The sequence below is a fragment of the Microbacterium ureisolvens genome (assembly GCF_019511645.1).
GTDB lineage: Bacteria > Actinomycetota > Actinomycetes > Actinomycetales > Microbacteriaceae > Microbacterium > Microbacterium ureisolvens_A.
Genome location: NZ_JAEUAX010000001.1, coordinates 115,298 through 132,177, shown reverse-complemented (window position 1 = coordinate 132,177; position 16,880 = coordinate 115,298). Strand labels below are relative to the sequence as shown.

Below are 16,880 nucleotides of genomic sequence, written 5' to 3'. Positions count from 1 at the left end.
ATGCCGGAAGCCAGGCTCAACCGGTGGTCGCGCCCTCCGCAGCGGAGCGCACGAGTCGGGAGTACTTGGCAAGGACGCCACGGGTATAGCGCGGGGGAAGCGGCTCCCAGCCAGAGCGGCGGGAGTCAAGCTCAGCCTCGTCGACGAGTAGGTCGAGAGTGCGAGCCGCGATATCGACCCGTATCAGATCACCATCGCGCACGAAGGCGATGGGACCTGCGTCCACCGCTTCGGGTGCTATGTGGCCGATGCACAGGCCGGTTGTGCCGCCTGAGAATCTGCCGTCCGTCAAGAGTAGTACATCTTTTCCGAGGCCGGCGCCCTTGATGGCGGCGGTGATCGCGAGCATCTCCCGCATGCCCGGTCCGCCCTTCGGGCCCTCGTAGCGGATGACGACGACATCGCCCGCCGCGATCTCGCCTGCCTCGAGGGCGTCCATCGCCGCACGCTCGCGCTCGAACACCCGGGCGGGGCCCTCGAACACGTCGGCATCGAATCCGGCCGACTTGACGACGGCTCCCTCGGGCGCGATCGAGCCGTGCAGGATCGTGATGCCGCCCTTGGCATGGATCGGGTCGTCGAAGGAGTGGATGACGGTCCCGTCGACGGGATCGGGGTCAAGGTCGGCGAGGTTCTCGGCGAGCGTCTTGCCGGTGACGGTGAGCGCGTCGCCGTGGAGAAGTCCTTCGTCGAGCATCGCCTTCATGATGACCGGGATGCCGCCGTGACGGTCGACGTCGTTCATGACGTACTTGCCGAACGGCTTCATGTCGGCCACGTGCGGGACCTTGTCGCCGATGCGGTTGAAGTCGTGCAGGCTCAGGTCGACGTCCGCCTCGCGGGCGATCGCAAGCAGGTGCAGCACGACGTTGGTGGAGCCACCGAGCGCCATCGCGAGGGCGATCGCGTTCTCGAACGCCTCCTTCGTGAGGATGTCGCGCGTGGTGATGCCCTGGCGGAGCAGGTTGACGACCGCCTCGCCGGAGCGGTGCGCGAAGTAGTCCCGGCGTCGGTCCGCCGAGGGCGGCGCGGCCGAGCCGGGGAGGCTGAGGCCGAGGGCCTCCGCGACGGAGGCCATCGTGTTGGCGGTGTACATGCCGCCGCACGCGCCTTCGCCGGGCGCGATCGCGCACTCGATCCGCTTGAGGTCGGCCTCGCTCATCTTGCCCGCGAGGCACGCGCCGACGGCCTCGAACGAGTCGATGATCGTGACGTCCTTCTCGGTGCCGTCCGAGAGCTTGACCCAGCCGGGGGCGATCGAGCCGGCGTACAGGAAGACGCTGGAGAGGTCGAGGCGGGCCGAGGCCATCAGCATGCCGGGGATCGACTTGTCGCAGCCGGCGAGCAGCACCGAGCCGTCGAGGCGCTCGGCCATGATGACCGTCTCGACCGAGTCGGCGATTACCTCGCGCGAGACGAGGGAGAAGTGCATGCCCTCGTGGCCCATCGAGATGCCGTCCGAGACGGAGATGGTCCCGAATTGCAGCGGATAGCCGCCGCCCGCGTGCACGCCCTCCTTGGCGCCCTGGGCGAGCCGGTCGAGGCTCAGGTTGCAGGGGGTGATCTCGTTCCAGCTCGACGCGATGCCGATCTGCGGCTTCTCCCAGTCCGCGTCGCCCATGCCGACGGCACGGAGCATGCCACGCGACGTCGTGGCTTCGATGCCGTCGGTGACGACGCGACTGCGGGGCTTGATGTCGATGGAGTTGTCAGCGAGCGAATCGGGCTGGGCCATTGGTTCAGTGTATTCCCGCACAGCGACTCGCTCGCCCCGAGTGACGGCCGCGGCGCTCGCGGCCTACCCGCGGGCGCGCGAACGCTCCGCGGCGAGCCGCTCCAGCAGCTCCGCCAGGGCCGCGATGTCGGCGACCCGGATGGTGGCGGAGGTGGGGCCGTCCCCCACCCGCACGCCGAGGTCGCCGTCCCCGAGGCTCGCCAGCGCGTCCTCGTCGGTCACGTCGTCGCCCGCGAAGAGCACGGCGGTCGCGCCGACGCGCTCGCGCAGTTCGGCGATCGCGGAGTCCTTGCCCTCGTGGCGGAACGCGAACTCGACGATGTTGTGGCCCGTGCGGCGGCGCCAGTGCGGTGCTTCGGCTGCGACGATCGCGTCGACGAGGCGATTCGCCTCGGCCGCCGCGTCGGCGCTCGCCCGACGCGTGTGCACGCCGAAGCCGAACGTCTTGGGCTCGATCCAGACGCCCTCGAGGTGCGCGGTGGCCGCCTCGGCGTGGCCCCTGAGCGCGTCGCGCAGCGTGACGTCCGCCTCGTCGTCGCCGTGGCTCGCGATGCCTTCGCCCGGGATCCAGAACTCCGCGCCGTGCGACCCCGCGAGCAGCTCCCTCGATGCGTCGTCGTGCTCGGCGATGACGCGCAGGTCCACGAGGCTCCGCCCCGACACGAATGCGACGATCGTGTCAGGCGTCGCGACCAGCGCGTCGACGGCGTTGCGGGCGGCGGGCAGCATCCGCGCGTCCATCGGCTCGTCTTCGAGAGGCGACAGCGTGCCGTCGAAATCGAGGGCGACCAGAAGGAGATCGGATTGCGCGAGCCGGCCGATCGCCTGGTCCGCCGAGGTCACGCGCCCGCCTGCTTCGCACGCTTGGCCGTCCGGGCGACCTCCAACGCATCCAGGAAGGACCGCGACCAGGTTGCGACGTCGTTCTCGATGACCTTCTTGCGCAGGGCCCGCATGCGGCGACCCTGTTCGGCAGCCGGCATCTCGATCGCGCGCATGATCGCCTCCTTCATGCCGTGGATGTCGTGCGGGTTGATGCGGATGGCGCTCGGCAGTTCGTCGGCGGCGCCGGCGAACTCGCTCAGCACCAGTACGCCACGGTTGTCGGTGCGCGACGCCACGTACTCCTTGGCGACGAGGTTCATGCCGTCGCGCAGCGCGGTCACCAGCATGACGTCGGCGGCGAGGAACAGCGCCACCATCTCCTCGCGCGGGTAGGCCTGGTGCAGGTAGCGGATCGCCGTGTGGCCCATCGTGTCGTGGTCGCCGTTGATCCGGCCGACGGTCAGCTCGATCTCGTCTCGCAGCTGCATGTACGCCTCGACGCGTTCACGGCTGGGGCTGGCAACCTGCACGAGAGTCACGTCCTCGACGTCGATCCGGCCGTCCTCGAGGAGCTCCCCGAACGCCTTGAGGCGGTGGCGGATGCCCTTCGTGTAGTCGAGCCGGTCGACGCCGAGCAGGATCTTCTTCGGGTTGCCGAGGCTCTCGCGGATCTCCGCCGCGCGGGCCCGGATGTCGGCACGCGCGGCGAGCTCGATGTAGGAGCCGGTGTCGATCGATATCGGGAACGCCCTCGCGAGCGCGTTGCGGGTCGAGCCGTCGGGTTCGGGAACCGTGATGCCGGTCGCCTTCGTCTGGTAGCGCAGCTGGCGACGGACGGCGCGGGCGAAATTGCCGGCATCCGCCACACGCTGGAACCCGATGACGTCGGCGCCGAGGAGGCCCTCGAGCACCTGGCGACGCCAGGGCAGCTGCGAGTAGAGCCCGTACGCCGGGAAGGGAATGTGATGGAAGTAGCCGATGGTGAGGTCGGGGCGGGCCTCACGCAGCATCTGCGGGACGAGCTGCAGCTGATAGTCCTGCACCCATACCGTGCCGCCCTCGGCGGCCACGCCGGCGGCGGCGTCGGCGAAGCGGCGGTTGACCTTGACGTAGGCGTCCCACCACAGACGCCGGTACCGGGGCGCCGCGATGACGTCGTGGTACAGCGGCCAGAACGTGTCGTTCGACATGCCTTCGTAGTAGAGCTCGACCTCTTCGGCGCTCAGCGCCACCGGCACGAGGTGGGTCCCCTCGAACTCGAAGGGCTCGACCTCGATGTCGGGCTGGCCGGGCCACCCGACCCACGCCCCGTCGGCGCGCCGCATCACAGGCTCGAGAGCCGTCACGAGCCCTCCCGGCGAGCGACGCCAACCCGGCCCCTCCACGGCGTCGACGACGCGGTCGACGGGCAGGCGGTTGGCGACCACGACGAGTTCGGCGGCGGGTGCGGCGGGCTCTGTCACGCGGTCTCCTGACGGTTTCGTGGACTCGGCACGCTCAGGCTAACAGCGGGGCGAATCCCGCTGAGTCCCTTGACGCACCGGATGACACCATGTCAAGGGGCGCGGCGTCCGGGTGCGCCGCGCTAACGTGGCCGCATGCGCAAGTACCTCTTCGGCACCGGCCTGCTCACCGCGATCACGGGCGGGCTGACGCTGCTGAGGGGGCTCCGCGAGAACGAACCGCTCACATGGCGCCAGGTTCTGGCCTGGATCAGCTGGGGCATCTCGGTCGCCCTGGTGGTCGGCGCGATCGTCGACCTGCGGCGAGCGGCCAGCGGCAAGGAGATCGCGAAGGACTCCCCCATCCACGGGAACGAGCGCGCGCTGCGCAAGGAACGTCTCAAGCGGCGACTCGAGGAGTGAGCGCCTCACCGCCGCGTGCATGACGACGCGCCGCTTCCGGCGCGAGGAAGAGGCGCGTGCGACTGTTCGCGACAGGCGCTCAGCGCGTCAGGATGAGCGCGTCCCCCTGACCGCCGCCACCGCAGAGTGCGACCGCCGCCGTGCCGCCGCCGCGGCGGACCAGCTCGTGCACCGCGTGCACCACCAGACGGTTCCCGGAGGCTCCGATCGGGTGTCCGATGGCGATGCCGCCGCCGTGCGGGTTGACCACGTCGTCCGAGAGGCCGAGTTCGGCCTGCGAGCGCACGACGACCGCTCCGAACGCTTCGTTGATCTCCACGAGGTCGAGGTCGTCCGCGGCGATGCCCTGCTTGGCCAGCGCCTTCTCGATCGCGCGTGCCGGCTGCGAGTGCAGCGAGTTGTCGGGACCTGCGACCTGGCCCGACGCACCGACGACCGCGAGCACGTCCCAGCCGTTCTCATCGGCGTGCGAGCGGGTCGTGAGCACGACCGCCGACGCGCCGTCGGAGATCTGCGACGAGTTGCCGGCGGTGATCGAACCGCCCGACGCGAAGGCCGGCCGCAGGCCGGCGAGCGTCTCCACGGTGGTCTCGGGCCTGACGCCCTCGTCCTTGGTCACGACGAGGGGGTCGCCCTTGCGCTGGGGGATCTCGACCGGCACGATCTCGGCGTCGAAGAGCCCCTCGGCCTGGGCGGACGCCGCACGCTGATGCGACCTCGCGGCGACGGCATCCTGTGCCTGTCTCGTCACCTCGAGCCGCTCGTTGTGCCGCTCGGTCGACGCGCCCATGCTCTCGCGATCGTAGGCGTCGGTGAGCCCGTCGAACGCCATGTGGTCGAGCACCTCGATGGAGCCGTACGCCCAGCCGTCGCGCGAGCCCATGAGCAGGTGCGGGGCGCGGGTCATCGACTCCATACCGGCGGCGACCACGACGGTCGCGTCGCCCACAGCCAGCATGCGCGCGCCGTCGATGATGGCGGTGAGCCCCGAGAGGCACACCTTGTTGACCGAGCCGGAGTGGACGTCCCATCCGATGCCGGCTCCGACCGCCGCCTGACGCGCGGGGTTCTGCCCCGAACCCGCCGCGAGCACCTGCCCGACGAGCACCGCGTCCACGGCGTCGGCGGGGATGCCGGCCTTGTCGAGTGCGCCTTTGATCGCGGCGCTGCCGAGCTGCACCGCGGTGAGTGGCGCCAGCTGGCCCTTCAGGCGCCCCTGCGGTGTGCGCGCAGCGGCGACGATGACGACGTCGTCGTGGTTCATGCTTCGATTCTCTCTCCTACGGCGACCGTCAGCTCCGGCTCCGTCGCGGCGATGACCTCTTCCACGGTGACGCCGGGCGCCGTCTCGACAAGCACGAGTCCGGAATCCGTGACGTCGATGACCGCGAGGTCGGTGATGATGCGATCGACGACGCCGCGCCCGGTGAGGGGCAGTGAGCACTCGTTCACGATCTTCGCGGAGCCGTCCTTCGCGACGTGCTCCATGAGCACGATGACCTTCGCGGCGCCGTGCACCAGATCCATGGCGCCGCCCGGGCCCTTCACCATCTTCCCGGGGATCATCCAGTTCGCGAGGTCGCCGGTGGCCGAGACCTGCATGGCCCCGAGGATCGCGGCGTCGATCTTGCCGCCGCGGATCATGCCGAAGCTCGTCGCAGAGTCGAAGAAGGCGGCTCCCGGCAATGTGGTCACCGTCTCCTTGCCGGCGTTGATGAGGTCGGGGTCGACGTTCTCCTCCGTCGGGTACGGCCCGACGCCGAGGATGCCGTTCTCCGACTGCAGCACGACCGTCACGCCGGCCGGCACGAAGTTCGGCACGAGTGTCGGCAGGCCGATGCCGAGGTTGACGTAGGCGCCGTCGGCGAGCTCCTGTGCCGCGCGGGCGGCCATCTCGTTGCGGGTGAGCGGCATGTCAGGCTCCTTCGGGCATCTCGCGCGACGCGGCCTGCGAGGCGCTGACCGTGCGCCGCTCGATGCGCTTCTCGATGTCGGATCCGACCTCCACGATGCGGTGCACGTAGATGCCGGGAAGATGGATGCTGTCGGGCTCGAGCTCCCCCGGTTCGACGAGCTCCTCGACCTGGGCGATGCAGACCCGCCCGGCCATCGCGGCGAGCGGGTTGAAGTTGCGCGCTGCCTTGTTGAAGACGAGGTTGCCGTGACGGTCGCCCTTGAGCGCGTGCACGAGCGCGAAGTCGGTGACGATCGCCTCTTCGAGCACGTAATCTCGCGGGGCGCCTGACACGTCGAAGCTGCGGACGTCCTTGACGGGCGACGCCACCGCGACGCTTCCGTCGGCGGCGTAGCGGCGCGGCAGCCCGCCCTCCGCGACCTGAGTGCCCACCCCGGTCTGCGTGTAGAAGGCCGCGATGCCGGAGCCGCCGGCGCGCAGCTTCTCGGCGAGCGTGCCCTGGGGCGTCAGCTCGAGCTCGAGCTCGCCTGACAGGAACTGACGCTCGAACTCCTTGTTCTCGCCCACGTACGACGAGGTCATCTTGCGGATGCGCTTGGCGTTCAGCAGGATGCCGAGCCCCCAGTCGTCGACGCCGCAGTTGTTGCTGACGATGCTGAGGTCGCTCGTGCCCTGTGCGAGCAGCGCCTCGATGAGGGCGATGGGATTGCCCGACAGGCCGAACCCTCCCACCGCGAGGGAAGCGCCGTCGGGGATGTCGGCGACGGCCTCGGCCGCCGTCCCCCAGGTCTTGTCGATCATTCTGCTCCTTTGCAATGCGGTCGCTCGGTGTCCATCCTCCGACTCCGCGAACCCCCGCACCACGTCTGCGCTTGCCATGTGGCCATCCCGCGTCGTAGCGTCCATCATGTGGACACCCCTCCCCAGCGCAGCGTTCCCGGAGCGCAGTCGATCGCCCGTGCCTCCCGGCTCCTGCGCCTGGTGACATCAGGCGGAGATGAGGGGATGCCGGTGGCCGAGCTCGCCCGCCGCGCCGACCTGACCCGCCCGACGACCCACCGCCTCCTCACGGCCCTGCGCCATGAGGGCCTGGTCGACCAGGACGAACGCACCGGGCGATGGATGCCGGGACCCGAGCTGTACCTCATGGGCACGGTTGCAGCATCCCGATACGACATCACCGCCGTCGCTCGCGACATCGTGCGTTCACTGGCCGTCCGCACCGAGGAGAGCGCGTTCCTCTCGGTGCGCCGCGGCGACGAGACGGTGTGCCTCCTCCGCGAAGAGGGCAGCTTCCCCATCCGCTCCTTCGTGCTCTCGGAGGGGGTGCGCTTCCCCCTCGGCGTGGCGTCCGCGGGCCTGGCGATCCTGTCGTTCCTGCCACCCCACGATGTGGACGCATACTTCGAACGTCACCCAGACCTCTCCCGCGAATGGGGCGCCGCGCACGGCGAACAGCGTCTGCGCACGCGTCTGCGCGACACGCAGGAGCGCGGCTACGCGGTGAACCCCGGGCTCATCGTCGAGGGCTCGTACGGCATCGGCGCCGCCGTCTTCACGCGCGAGGGCCACCCGCAGTGGGCGCTGAGCCTGACCGGGGTCGAGTTCCGCTTCGGGCCGGACCGCCTGCCGGAGCTCGGCCGCACGCTGCTCGCGCACGCGCACCAGCTGACCACGCGCATCGCCGCCTCCCGCTGACCGTCCCGATGCCCGGCGGCTCGAAGGCGGCCTTCGCCCACCTGTCACGAAGTGCTGCGCGAGGCGACACACCGTGACAGGTGAGCATCACCGGGTCGGAACCGCCGAGAGCTCCTCGCGGACCGCGGCCGACACCACATCGGCGCCGGCGGGCGACATCACGATCGTGTAGTGGTTGAAGCCGTCGATGCGCTCGTGGTCGACGCCGGGGTACTGCGCGAGCAGGCGGTCGAGGTGCTCCGGCGCGTAGAGCCCGGGCGGCTCGTTCTGCAGGCCGCGCGGCACGGTGATGAGGCGAGTGGGATGCTGAAGCCCGGCCAGCGCCGCCGGCAGGGCGCTGCCCGTGTTCATGTCGAGGGTGTCGTCCGCGGTGGTCGCATAGCTCGTCGCGGGACGGAACGCGCCGGCGCCGTCGTCGACGAGATCGTAGGCGAGATAGCGCTCGAGCTCGGGCGTCCACGCCCCGGTGAACGCCGGATGCTGCCGCCAGAAGTCGAGGTACGCCCCCGCATCCGCGAACCTCATCGACAGGCGCGCCGCGGTGGGGCCGAGGATGCCGGCGACGAGTTCGTCCGTGCTCAGTCCCGCGGGGACGTCGAGCGGCAGCCCGCCGTCGACGAGCAGCAGCCGCGAGACGCGCTCGGGGTGCAGGTGGGCGAAGACCACGGACACGAACCCGCCCATGGAGTGCCCGACGACCACCGTCTGCTCGATGCCCAGCGCACCCAGCAGCGCCGCGAGGTCGGACGCGTGCGCGGCCATCCCTGCGGACCCCTCGACGCCGTTGCTGCGTCCGCGTCCGCGCAGGTCGGGCGCGATGACACGCACTCCCGGCAGGCGGTCCACGACGAACGGCCATGCCAGGTGCGAAGCGGTGACCCCGTGCACCAGGAGCACGGTCGGCGCGCCGGTGGCCGCATCCGTCGGGTTCCACACGCCCGCGCGGAGGGCACCGCCCTCGACGGGGACGTCGATCGTCCGATACTGGTGGCTCATCGTGCGGTCCATCCGCCGTCCATCGTGTACGAGGCGCCCGTGACCATGCCGGCCTTGTCCGACACGAGCCATCCCGCCAGCGACGCGACCTCGTCGGCCTCGACCAGTCGCTTGACGGCGCTCTCGGTGAGCATGATCCTCTCCACGACCTCGCTCTCGGGGATGCCGTGCACCTTCGCCTGATCGGCGATCTGCTTCTCGACGAGCGGCGTGCGCACGTAGGCGGGGTTGATGCAGTTGCTCGTCACACCGTGCGGCGCACCCTCGAGAGCGGTCACCTTCGAGAGTCCCTCCAGCCCGTGCTTGGCCGCGACATACGCCGACTTGAACGCGCTCGCACGCAGACCGTGCGCGCTCGAGATGTTGACGACGCGGCCCCAGCCGCGCTCGTACATCGCCGGCAAGGCAGCCCTGATGAGGAGGAAGGGCGACTCCAGCATGAGCCGCACGATCAGCCGGAACGCGTCGGGGTCGAATTCGGGGATCGGCGCGACGCGCTGGATGCCGGCGTTGTTGACGAGGATGTCGACGTCGAGCGTCAGGTCGTCGAGCGCGGCGGTGTCGGCAAGGTCGACCGCCCAGGACTCTCCGCCGACGGCGATGGCAGCATCGGCTGCGGCCTCGGCGTTGAGGTCCGCGATGACGACATACGCGCCCCGCGCAGCGAACTCGTGCGCACAGGCGAGGCCGATGCCGCTCGCACCGCCCGTGACCAGCGCGCGCTTGCCCTCGAGATCCTTCTCCACCGTCACTCCGTCTCTGCCGCTCGCGGCGCGAGCGCATTGTCGATGAACCGGGTCATGCCGGCGAACACCACCGGGTCGAGCTGTGCCGGCGGCTTGCCGTCGGCGTCGCGCTCCCACAGCAGGAATCGCATGCCGATGAGCTCGCCCATGCCCATGAGTGCCCAGGCCGTCGTCTCGGGGTCGAGGGCACGATCGACGTCGCCGGCCGCCTGTGCGGCCCGCAGCCCGGCCTCATAACCCTCGACGATGCGCGTGTAGTGCGTGCGCAGCACCTCGGGCGAGACGAACTCGGCCTCGCGCACGACGCGGTACAGGGCAGGGTGCTCCGCCGTGAACCGGAAGAACCCGGCGAATCCTGCACGCTCCGCTTCCAGTCGACCCGATGCGCCGGCCATCGCCTCCGACATGGAATGGCGCACGCGACGGTTGAGGTCGAGCACGAGCGCCTCGAAGATCGTCTGCTTGCTGTCGAAGTACAGGTAGAACGTGCCGAGGCCGATGCCCGCTCGCTCGGTGATCTTGACGATGGATGCCTCGTGGTAGCCCTGCTCGGCGAACACGAGCTCCGCGGCCTCGAGCAGACGGCGCCGGGTCGCTTCGCCACGCTTCGTGAGGGGGCGCCCCGTGGCGGACGACACCAGCTCCTCTTCCCGGTCGACCAGTTCATCGGACATGCTCATCGGGCCTCCCCCTTCGTACCCTCGTGCACCGCGCCATGTGCGCGCTCCCCCGCACGATCCTCCTGCTCGCGGTGCTGTTCGACCAGCGACCTGGCCGTGTCGCGAAGACGCGCTCGCGCGAGCTTCTCGATCGTCGAGCGCGGCAGCCTGTCGACGAACTCCACGTGGACCGGGACCTTGAACGCCGCGAGGTTGAGCCGGGCGTGGGTCAGCACCTCGTCGGCAGACAGCGCGGCACCGTCGGCGGGCACGACGAACGCGACCCCGCGCTCACCCCACACCGCGTCGGGAACGCCCACGACGGCGGCCGCCTCGACGAGCGGGTGCAGGCAGAGGGCGTACTCGACCTCGGCCGGCGCGACGTTCTCTCCGCCGGAGATGAAGATGTCCTTGAGCCGGTCGACGATGCGATATATGCCGGACGCGTCCCGCGACGCGAGGTCGCCGGTGCGCAGCCAGTCGCCGCTCATCGCGCGGGCGGTCGCATCGTCGTCGCCGAGGTAGCCCGCGAAGACGCTCGGGCCGCGCACCCACAGCTCGCCGGTGGCCTCGCCCTCCAGTGTGAGTCCCGACGCCACGTCGACGATCCGCACGGAGACGTGGGGGTACGGCCGGCCGACGGCGCCCGGCGTGCCGGTCGCCTCCGCGGCGGGCAGGTGCAGCACGTTCGGCGCTGCCTCAGTGAGCCCGTATCCCTGTGTCAGCGGGATTCCCCGTTCCGCCCACGCCTCCTGCAGCGACACCGGCATCGTGGCGCCCCCCACAAGTGCGAGGCGCAGGGACGAGGCATCCGTCGTCCGCCACCCGCGGGCGTTCGCGAGCAGCGCGTACTGCGTCGGCACGCCCATCATCGCGGTGACCTTGCGGTCGGCGATCAAGTGCAGCACGCGGTCAGGCTGGAACGAGCGCTCGAGCACGACCGTCGCGCCGACCCACCACGCCAGGAGCGGCTGGCAGTTCCATGCGGCGACGTGGAACTGCGGGAGCATGGCGAGCACGACGTCGTCCTGCGTGAGCGGCAGAGCCTGCGCGAGCGCGAGGTTGTTCCAGAAGCAGTTCGCATGCGTGAGCACGACCCCCTTCGGGGCCGCTTCGCTCCCCGACGTGAAGATCACGAGCAGCGGATCGTCGTCGCGCACGGGCCGGCGCGGGGCGGGGTTCGCTGCGCGGGGAACGGATGCCTCGACCCCGGTCGTGCCGAGCCCCGCCACGGGCGTGTCCAGGGCCGCCCCGCGCAGCGCCTCACCGGCGAGCGCCATGTGCTCGTCCTCGATCAGCACCAGCGCCGGAGCGGACCGTGTGAGCACCTCTGCGAGCTCGCGGGGCGTGAGCCGCCACGACAACGGCACGATGGCGATGCCCGCAATCGCGCAGGCGAAGAACGCCACGACGTGGTCGGTGGAGTTTCCCGACACGGTCGCGATGCGGTCACCGGGACCGTAGCCCGCCTGCCGCAGCGCATCCGCGAGTCCCGCCGCGCGGGCCGCGAGCGTCGCGTAGTCCGTCGTCACGCCGCGGTCGTCGAGCGCGGTGCGCTCGGGCGAGCGCGTCGCGCGGTCGACGATCCAGCGGCCGATCGTGTGCGGCCCGTCGTCGAGATCGGGGTCGGCGTTCCACGTCATGCGCGCACCCTGTCCGAAGCGGCGGGGCCGTCCACCCCGGCCTCAGCCGTCGCCGACGCCTCCTCGGCGTCGTCGAGCTGCCGGAGCGAGCCGCGCACCTTCTCGCCGCGCCGACGGCGGACCGCCGCGTCGATCGTGCCTGCGATGCCGCCCGGGAGGAACATCACCACGATGATGAACAGCACCCCGAGGAGGAAGAGCGGCTCCGACAGCGGAACCCGCAGCACGTCGGGAAGCCCGGCGATGACGTCGGAGCCGGCGAGCACGGTGAGCCGCTGATCGAGCAGGGTGTACAGCACACCGCCCACGATCGCACCCCAGCGGAAGCCGACGCCACCCAGCACCACCATCACCAGCACGGTGATCGTGAGGTCGGCCGAGACCGACCGCGGCACGGTCCCCGACTGCAGCAGCATGTACGCGATGCCGGCGAGGCTGGCGAGCCCTGCCGCGATGACGAACACGATGAGCCGCACCCGGTACGGCGACAGCCCGAGCACGCGAACGCGCTGCTCGTTCTCGCGCGTCGCGCGGGCGAGGTGCCCCAGGCGCGAGGTGTCGACCCACAGCACCACGAGGTAGACGGCCACGAGAACGACGAGCGTGAACCAGTAGAGGTTGCGCGTGTTCACGACCCCGATCAGGAAGTCGGGCACCTGCGATGTGTCGAGACTCAGCCCCTCCTCGCCGCCCGTGACCTGCGAGTTGCGGCGCACCAGCACCGATCCCGCCTGTGCGAACGCCAGCGTGACCATCGCGAACGGGATCCCCGAGACCCGCATCGACACGGCGCCCGTCGCGAGCGCGATCACCATGCCACCGATCAGCGCGATGAAGACTCCCGGCCAGAGCGGCACTCCGAAGTGCTCGAGCGCGATGCCCAGCCCGTACGCGCCGGCGCCGAAGTAGAGGGCGTGGCCGAATGACAGCATCCCGCCCGATCCGAGCAGCAGGTTGTACGACAGCGCGAGCGCGGCGAAGACCATGCACAGCGAGAGCAGCGCGAGCGTTCCCGGCATGTACGTCGGTGTGGGCAGGATCCCCGGCAGTGAGAGGTTGAGAAGCGGCAGCATCGCCATGAACGCGACGAGTGCCACGCCGACGATCGCGGGGACGTAGCGACGCATCATGCCTTCCTTCCGAGGAGTCCGGTCGGGCGCACCAGCAGCACGACGGCCAGCAGGATCACGACGATGAAGTCGCCGGTGCCGCCGAGGTAGAAGTTCGCGAACTGCTGCAGCACCGCGACGAGGACGGACGCCACGGCCGCGCCGGTGAGGGAACCGAGGCCGCCGACGACGGTGACGATGAAGGCGAAGATAAGCAGCGTCTGGCCGAGGTGCGCCGAGACGAAGGTGGAGTAGTGCATCGCGAGCACCCCGCCGATGCCCGCCGCGGCGCCGCCGATGGCGAAGACGAGGGTGAACGAGCGCCGCACGTCGATGCCGAGCGCCGTCACCATCGAGCGGTTCTCGACGCCGGCCCGGATGATCATGCCGTAGCGCGTCTTCTGCAGGAACAGCACCAGGGCGGCGAGCACGAGCACGGCCGCGATCATCAGCACCCAGTACGTGTTCGGGATGCGGGCGCCCAGCACCTCGGTCGTCTGCGTGAGCCACGGAGGTCCGCCGATATGGATGGGGTCGGTCCCCCAGATCCCTTCGAAGAGTGCCACGGCCGCGAACGACAGCCCCACGGTGACGAGCACCTGCTCGATGTGGCGCTCGTACAGCGGGCGGATGAGCACGAGCTCGGTGAGCGTGGCGAACGCAGCGCCCACGCCGGCGCCGACGAGGACCGACAGCAGGAAGGATCCCCACGACTCGGTGCCGAGCGCCTGGGCGACCATGAAGCCGATGAACGCGCTCAGTGTGAGGAAGGCCCCATGCGCGAAGTTGAGCACGTGCATGAGCCCGTAGATGAGGCTCAGGCCGCTGGCGACGAGAAAGTAGAGGGCGCCGAGGCCCACGCCGGTGATGAGGGTGAGGACGAGGGTGCTCATGCAGCGTGCTCCACGTGGACGCCGAGCAAGCGGCGGGTGAGCTCTTCGTCGTCGAGGATGTCGCTCGCCTTGCCGACGTGCGCGACGCGTCCACCCGCGATGACGACGGCATCCTCGGCCAGGCGGCGGACAACCTCGAGGTTCTGCTCGACGAGCAGGATCGGAACCGTCTTGGACGCCTCCCGCAGCGCGTCGGCGACCTCGGTGACGATCTTGGGAGCGAGACCCTTGGTCGGCTCGTCGACGAGCAGGAGCCTGTTGTCGTTCAGCAGTGCCCGAGCGACCGACACCATCTGCTGCTGGCCGCCCGAGAGCGTGCCGGCCGGCTGATCCCGGCGGGCGACGAGGTCGGGGAAGAGCTCGGCGACGAACTCGCGCCGCGGATTCTTCTGCCGCTCGGCGAGGGCGAGGTTCTCGGCGACGGTGAGCTTGGAGAAGACCTCGCGGTCTTCGGGGACATAGCCGACCCCGCGGCGCACGATGCGGTGGGTGCTCAGCCCGTCGATGCGTTCTCCTCCGAGGCGGACCTCGCCCCGGAGCGGGATCAGACCGAGGACGCCGCGCAGCGTCGACGTCTTGCCGACGCCGTTGCGCCCGAGCACCGCCGTGATGCCGGTGGCGGGCACGTCGAACGAGACGTCCTCGACGACCTGCTGCCCCGCAATGGTGCACCGGAGGTTGCGCACGGTGAGGATGGGGACGGATGCTGCGCCCTCGGCGCCTGGAGTGATCACGCCGCCTCCGTCCCGGTCATGCCGGTGCCCAGGTACGCGCTCTGCACGAGCGGGTTCTCCATGATCCGCTGCGGGGTGTCGTAGGCGATGATCGTGCCGAAGTACATCACCGCCACCTTCTCGACCAGGCCCATGAGCACGTCGATGTGGTGCTCGACCATGAGCAGCGTGCAGCCCTTCTCGCGCTGCATCTGCCGGATGTTGTCCACGAGCCCCGGGACATCGCCCGAGGCGACGCCCGCCATGGGCTCATCGAGCAGCACGATGCTCGACTCGGTCGCCAGCAGCACCGCGATCTCGAGCTTGCGCTTGTCGCCGTGCGAGATGTCGCCCGCCATCGCGTCGCGCATGTGCGTGAGTCCGACGGCGTCGAGCTTCTCGAGCGCGAGCCGGGTGGCGGCATCCGTCCGTCTCGGGAAGTTCAGGAGAGAACCCGAGCCGCCGAGCGACACCTGGGCGGCCAGGCGGACGTTCTCGAGCACCGACAGCTTCGGGAAGAGGCTCGAGGTCTGGAAGGTGCGCCCCAGTCCCGCCCGCGCCCGCGCAGGCACCGACGCCGTCGTGATGTCGCGGTCATCGAGGACGACGCGGCCGGCGGTGGGCCTCATGAGCCCGGAGATCACGTTGAAGAGCGTGGTCTTGCCGGCGCCGTTCGGACCGATGACGCCCACGAGGGAGCCGGCGGCGACGTCGAGCTCGACGTCTTCGAGGATCGTCGCGCCGCCGATCTGCAGACCGAGACCCTCGATCTTCAGCGGAGAGCCGCGGCGCGCGGTCTCCGCGACGGGCGCGGACGGGACTGAAGTGCTCATCGCTTCGTGACGCCCTGCGTCACTTCGCTTCGGCGGGCGCGACGTCGTCGGCCGAGACGGTGTCGACGAGCTCGGGCACGAAGGTGCCGTCCTGCGCGACGAGCTTCGCCTGGTACATCTCCTGGATGAGCGCGTGGTCGCCGGCGCGCACGGTCATCGTGCCCTTGGGGCCTTCGAACTCGAAGCCCTCGAGCGCCGAGACCATCGCGTCGACGTCGCCCTGGCCCTCCTTGATCGCGTGGACGATCATGATCGCCGCGTTGAAGCCGTCGGGGCTGAACAGGTCGGGCGTGCCCCCGGCCTCTTCGATGGCCTCGATCATCGCGGTGTTGACGTCGTTGTCGGGAGCGCCCGGGAAGTAGTGGTTGAGGAAGTTGATCTTCTCGGAGGCCTCGCCGTAGGCGCCGAACGTCGCCGAGTCGCCGAGACCGGTGACGACGGGGATCTCGTCGAGCGCGCCCTGCTGACTCATCGCCTGCCACATCGCACCCGAGGTGGCGCCGGCCCACGCGACGAACACGAGGTCCGGGGCGCCCGCCAGCACCTGCTGCGCGAACGGCGTGAACTCGGTGACGTCCTCCGCGACGAGTACGGAGTTCACGGTCGCGCCCTGACCACCGAGGATCGCCTCGACGGCCGCCACATTGCCCTGGCCGAACGCGTTGTCCTGTGCGAACACCGTCACCGTCTTGCCCTCGATGTCTTCGAGGAACGTGCCCGCGGTCGCGACGTCCTGCGCGCTCTGACGGCCCGAGCGGAACGTGTAGTCGTTGATGCCTGTGATGGCGTCGGCGGCCGCGGGGCCGGAGATGTAGAGCACCTTGTTCTGCTCGGCCTGCTCGGCGACCGCCAGCGCCACGCCCGACGATGCGGTGCCGGCGATGATGTTCACGCCCTCGCCGATGAGCTCCTTGACGGCGGTGACGGCCTTGTCGGGGTCGCCGGCGTCGTCGCGGTTCTCGACGGCGATGGTCGTGCCGTCGATCTCGCCGGTGCCGTCGGTGGCGTAGTCGAGACCGGCGTTGAAGGCGTCGAGGTACTGCTTGCCGTAGCCGGCGAGCGGGCCCGACTCGCTCGTGACGATGCCGACGGTCACCTCGGCGGGACCGCCGCCGTCGGACGCTTCGCCGGACGGAGCCTCTGCGGTCGGCGCGCACGCCGTCAGAGCGAGCGCTGCCGTCACCGCCACGGAGCCCAGGAGCAACTTCTTCGTAACCCGCATGTGCGTGCCTTTCCCCATTGGAAGGATC

17 protein-coding genes are annotated in these 16,880 nt (G+C 70.2%); 2 read left to right on the top strand and 15 right to left on the bottom strand.

Annotated features, from left to right (window positions below; translation table 11 throughout):
* Positions 1-16: 16 nt before the first annotated feature.
* The 3 genes from ilvD to JNB61_RS00635 form a co-directional block, all read right to left on the bottom strand.
* Complete coding sequence (gene ilvD / locus JNB61_RS00645) at positions 17-1,735, bottom strand: dihydroxy-acid dehydratase (protein WP_220338469.1); 1,719 nt, start codon at positions 1,733-1,735, stop codon at positions 17-19.
* Positions 1,736-1,798: 63 nt separating this feature from the next.
* On the bottom strand, positions 1,799-2,578 hold the full coding sequence (otsB, locus tag JNB61_RS00640) for a trehalose-phosphatase (protein WP_220338468.1): 780 nt from the start codon (positions 2,576-2,578) through the stop codon (positions 1,799-1,801).
* The gene (locus JNB61_RS00635; RefSeq protein ID WP_220287265.1) at positions 2,575-4,023 is read right to left on the bottom strand and encodes an alpha,alpha-trehalose-phosphate synthase (UDP-forming); all 1,449 of its coding nucleotides are present in this window, start codon (positions 4,021-4,023) and stop codon (positions 2,575-2,577) included. Before JNB61_RS00635 ends, otsB begins: the two co-directional genes overlap by 4 nt.
* Positions 4,024-4,158: 135 nt before the next feature.
* On the opposite strand from JNB61_RS00635, the gene JNB61_RS00630 reads away from it, so the two are divergent.
* The gene (locus JNB61_RS00630) at positions 4,159-4,425 is read left to right on the top strand and encodes a hypothetical protein (RefSeq protein ID WP_159843587.1); all 267 of its coding nucleotides are present in this window, start codon (positions 4,159-4,161) and stop codon (positions 4,423-4,425) included.
* Positions 4,426-4,504: 79 nt separating this feature from the next.
* On the opposite strand, the gene JNB61_RS00625 is transcribed toward JNB61_RS00630, so the two are convergent.
* From JNB61_RS00625 to JNB61_RS00615, 3 genes are read right to left on the bottom strand one after another with little or no spacing between them, the layout of a single operon-like run.
* The gene (locus JNB61_RS00625; protein ID WP_220338467.1) at positions 4,505-5,689 is read right to left on the bottom strand and encodes an acetyl-CoA C-acetyltransferase; all 1,185 of its coding nucleotides are present in this window, start codon (positions 5,687-5,689) and stop codon (positions 4,505-4,507) included.
* Positions 5,686-6,339, bottom strand: coding sequence for a CoA transferase subunit B (locus tag JNB61_RS00620; RefSeq protein ID WP_220287262.1), 654 nt, complete (start codon positions 6,337-6,339; stop codon positions 5,686-5,688). The genes JNB61_RS00625 and JNB61_RS00620 overlap by 4 nt, the downstream gene beginning before the upstream one ends.
* A 1-nt stretch (position 6,340) precedes the next feature.
* On the bottom strand, positions 6,341-7,141 hold the full coding sequence (locus JNB61_RS00615; protein WP_159843583.1) for a CoA transferase subunit A: 801 nt from the start codon (positions 7,139-7,141) through the stop codon (positions 6,341-6,343).
* 108 nt (positions 7,142-7,249) lie between these two features.
* Between JNB61_RS00615 and JNB61_RS00610 the strand changes: the two genes are divergently transcribed.
* Positions 7,250-8,038 (top strand): IclR family transcriptional regulator, encoded by a 789-nt coding sequence (locus JNB61_RS00610; protein WP_220338466.1) that lies wholly within the window; start codon positions 7,250-7,252, stop codon positions 8,036-8,038.
* 87 nt (positions 8,039-8,125) lie between these two features.
* Here the strand turns inward: JNB61_RS00610 and JNB61_RS00605 are convergent, their stop codons facing one another.
* Genes JNB61_RS00605 through JNB61_RS00565 form a run of 9 tightly spaced genes read right to left on the bottom strand, consistent with a single transcriptional unit; the run spans position 8,126 to position 16,852 of the window.
* Positions 8,126-9,034 (bottom strand): alpha/beta hydrolase, encoded by a 909-nt coding sequence (locus JNB61_RS00605; protein ID WP_223214554.1) that lies wholly within the window; start codon positions 9,032-9,034, stop codon positions 8,126-8,128.
* Positions 9,031-9,786: a 3-hydroxybutyrate dehydrogenase gene (locus JNB61_RS00600; RefSeq protein WP_220287255.1), complete on the bottom strand. Its 756-nt coding sequence runs from the start codon at positions 9,784-9,786 to the stop codon at positions 9,031-9,033. Before JNB61_RS00600 ends, JNB61_RS00605 begins: the two co-directional genes overlap by 4 nt.
* A complete protein-coding gene (locus JNB61_RS00595) occupies positions 9,783-10,460 on the bottom strand; it encodes a TetR/AcrR family transcriptional regulator (RefSeq protein WP_220287253.1) in 678 nt (225 codons plus the stop codon). The genes JNB61_RS00600 and JNB61_RS00595 overlap by 4 nt, the downstream gene beginning before the upstream one ends.
* On the bottom strand, positions 10,457-12,082 hold the full coding sequence (locus JNB61_RS00590) for a class I adenylate-forming enzyme family protein (protein ID WP_220338464.1): 1,626 nt from the start codon (positions 12,080-12,082) through the stop codon (positions 10,457-10,459). The genes JNB61_RS00595 and JNB61_RS00590 overlap by 4 nt, the downstream gene beginning before the upstream one ends.
* On the bottom strand, positions 12,079-13,212 hold the full coding sequence (locus JNB61_RS00585) for a branched-chain amino acid ABC transporter permease (RefSeq protein WP_220338463.1): 1,134 nt from the start codon (positions 13,210-13,212) through the stop codon (positions 12,079-12,081). Before JNB61_RS00585 ends, JNB61_RS00590 begins: the two co-directional genes overlap by 4 nt.
* Positions 13,209-14,084 carry a branched-chain amino acid ABC transporter permease gene (locus tag JNB61_RS00580; RefSeq protein ID WP_159843571.1) on the bottom strand — a complete coding sequence of 292 codons (876 nt, stop codon included), beginning with the start codon at positions 14,082-14,084 and terminating at the stop codon, positions 13,209-13,211. Before JNB61_RS00580 ends, JNB61_RS00585 begins: the two co-directional genes overlap by 4 nt.
* Complete coding sequence (locus JNB61_RS00575) at positions 14,081-14,818, bottom strand: ABC transporter ATP-binding protein (RefSeq protein WP_308291175.1); 738 nt, start codon at positions 14,816-14,818, stop codon at positions 14,081-14,083. The genes JNB61_RS00580 and JNB61_RS00575 overlap by 4 nt, the downstream gene beginning before the upstream one ends.
* The gene (locus JNB61_RS00570; RefSeq protein ID WP_220287246.1) at positions 14,815-15,630 is read right to left on the bottom strand and encodes an ABC transporter ATP-binding protein; all 816 of its coding nucleotides are present in this window, start codon (positions 15,628-15,630) and stop codon (positions 14,815-14,817) included. The genes JNB61_RS00575 and JNB61_RS00570 overlap by 4 nt, the downstream gene beginning before the upstream one ends.
* A 19-nt stretch (positions 15,631-15,649) precedes the next feature.
* On the bottom strand, positions 15,650-16,852 hold the full coding sequence (locus JNB61_RS00565) for a substrate-binding domain-containing protein (protein WP_220338462.1): 1,203 nt from the start codon (positions 16,850-16,852) through the stop codon (positions 15,650-15,652).
* Positions 16,853-16,880 lie beyond the last annotated feature (28 nt).